3 protein-coding genes are annotated in these 2483 nt (G+C 66.7%); 1 reads left to right on the top strand and 2 read right to left on the bottom strand.

The window, feature by feature from the left end:
- Positions 1-4: 4 nt before the first annotated feature.
- Together ACFWF3_RS32090 and ACFWF3_RS32085 are read right to left on the bottom strand one after the other, a co-directional pair.
- A complete protein-coding gene (locus ACFWF3_RS32090; RefSeq protein ID WP_379317561.1) occupies positions 5-832 on the bottom strand; it encodes an ABC transporter permease in 828 nt (275 codons plus the stop codon).
- Between the two features lie 311 nt (positions 833-1143).
- Positions 1144-1722 carry a bacterial proteasome activator family protein gene (locus ACFWF3_RS32085; RefSeq protein ID WP_328658496.1) on the bottom strand — a complete coding sequence of 193 codons (579 nt, stop codon included), beginning with the start codon at positions 1720-1722 and terminating at the stop codon, positions 1144-1146.
- Between the two features lie 86 nt (positions 1723-1808).
- Between ACFWF3_RS32085 and ACFWF3_RS32080 the strand changes: the two genes are divergently transcribed.
- Positions 1809-2483: aminotransferase class V-fold PLP-dependent enzyme (locus ACFWF3_RS32080; RefSeq protein ID WP_379317559.1), on the top strand; the 675-nt coding region annotated here is incomplete at its 3' end.

The raw sequence follows: 2483 nt of genomic DNA, 5'->3' as shown, positions 1-2483 counted from the left end.
GCTCCTAAACCCAGTACGGGACGCGGGCACGGTACTGCTTGAGCGCCAGGATCGCGACAGCCCAGCCGACGACGGTGATCGCACCGACGATCGCCCAGTGATGCCACTGCGACGGCTCACCGAGCAGGGGAGCGCGCACGATCTCCAGGTAGTGATAGGTGGGGATGATCTCGAGGAGCTTGGCGCGGTCGCCCGCCCCGCCGACCGAGTTCTCCAGCGCCTTCGTCGACCACATCACCGGCGTCAGCACGAACAGCATCAGCGTCATCGAGCCCAGGATCGGGGCGATATCGCGGTAGCGGGTGGAGAAGATGCCGAAGACGATCGTCACCCACATCGCGTTGAGGAACAGCAGCAGGATCGCGGGGAACACCAGCAGGAACGACAGATCCAGGTCACGCCAGATCGAGAACGCCACCACCAGCAGCGCGTAGATCGCGGCGTTGTGGATGAAGAACAGGAACTGCCGCCACACCAGGCGATACACGTGCACACTCAGCGCCGAGGGCAACTGTTTGATCAGTCCCTCGTTGGCGATGAACACATCGGAGCCCTCGAGAATCGAGGCACTGATGACGTTCCACACGATCAGGCCGACGGTCACATACGGCAGATACTCACTGAGTGGCTGGCCCAGCAATGTCGAATACAGCAGGCCCATCGCCAGCGCCTGCAAACCGGTCGCGATGGTGATCCAGAACGGACCGAGCACCGACCGGCGATAGCGCTGCTTGATGTCCTGCCAGCCCAGCGACAACCACAGCTCGCGCTGGTGTAGTCCGTCGCGCATGTCCTTGAAAGCACGCCCGAAGGTCTGCGAATCCGACACCATCGGCGTCTTCACCAGCAGCGGCGCATCGGTGGTGTGCTCAGCAGCGGCGACTTCGGCTAGCGCCGCGTCGGCGGGAATGTCGTCAGAATGCACGGGGCTCTCTTCGGTACGCACGTCACCCTCATCGGAGACCGATTCAGGACGGGCGGCAGCGGCGGGCACGGTCCCCGACCTTACAGTGTTGTTTTCCGGCTGGCGCCGGGTGTCGTGGCCCCGAGGGGCCTCGATCTCGCCTCCCTCCGGGTACTCCTTCGTCGCACCCTCCACTCATTCCAGATCGAGGCGGGCCGCGAACAAGAGACTCGGGGGGTTCACAGGTACTGGCCGCCGCCCACATGGCCGCCTGCCTTGGCGTCCGCCGCGTGCATTCCGGGCGGAAGCGCACCCTGGCGCATCTGCTCCAGCTGAGCGCGGGCGGCCATCTGCTGGGCGAACAGAGCGGTCTGGATGCCGTGGAACAGGCCCTCCAGCCAGCCGACGAGCTGAGCCTGAGCGATGCGCAGTTCCGCGTCCGAGGGCACCGAGTCGTCGGTGAACGGGAGAGTGAGGCGTTCGAGTTCCTCGCGCAGTTCCGGGGCGAGGCCCTGTTCGAGCTCACGCACCGAGGACTTGTGGATCTCCTTGAGGCGCGAGCGGCTGGCGTCGTCCAGCGGTGCGGCGCGAACCTCCTCGAGGAGCTGCTTGATCATCGTGCCGATGCGCATCACCTTGGCCGGCTGCTCGACCATGTCCGTCAGCGACTCCGCCGACTCGCTCGCGGCCTTCTCGTCGTCCGGCACGACCTGAGCGGTGAACGCGGACGCGTTGTCGGCGTCGGCGGGCACGGTCAGTGGACGGCCGTCGGGACCGATCACGACGATGGATTCGGGGACATCCTCCGAGTGCGTCATATCCCCATCATTGCGTGTGCGCCGGGTTCGCGCTAAAACCCCCACGCGGTTACCCCGGGAGGCCCCCTGCCCTTAAAGTGGCCACCATGACTTATGACGTCGCGAGGGTTCGGGGCCTGATACCGTCCCTGGGCGACGGCTGGATCCATCTGGACCCGCAGGCGGGGATGCTGGTTCCCGATTCGGTATCTCGTGCCGTCTCAACGGGTTTCCGCACCTCTTCGTTTTCCCACATCGGCCGCCACGGTGCGGCATCGCGCAGCGGCGCGATCCTCGACGCCGCACGGGAAGCTGTCGCCGATCTGGTCGGTGGAGATCCGGCCGGCGTCGTCCTCGGTCCCGATCGCGCGGTTCTGCTGGCCTGGCTGGCCGAATCGCTGAGCTCACGCCTCGGACTCGGTACCGGCATCGTGCTCTCCCGTTTGGACGACGAGGCCAACGTCGCCCCGTGGCTGCGCATCGCCAACCGCTACGGCGCGCACGTGCGCTGGGCCGAGGTGGAGATCGAGACCTGCGAGATGCCGTCGTGGCAGTTCGAGGAGCTGATCGGGCCGACCGCGCGCTTGGTGGCGCTCACCGCCGCGTCACCGATCGTCGGGTCGGCGCCCGGTGTCCGGGTGGCCGCCGATCGGGTCCACGACGTGGGTGGACTGCTGGTAGCCGACGCGTTCGGCGCGGCGCCGTACGCGCTGATCGACATCGACGAACTCAATGCCGACGTCGTCGCGCTGAGCGCGCCGTCGTGGGGCGGACCGCAGGTG

The organism is Nocardia sp. NPDC060220, assembly GCF_042727815.1.
In the GTDB taxonomy this organism is placed as follows: Bacteria; Actinomycetota; Actinomycetes; order Mycobacteriales; family Mycobacteriaceae; genus Nocardia.
Note: the sequence above shows the minus strand (reverse complement) of the source record. Positions and strands in the feature narration are given on the sequence as shown.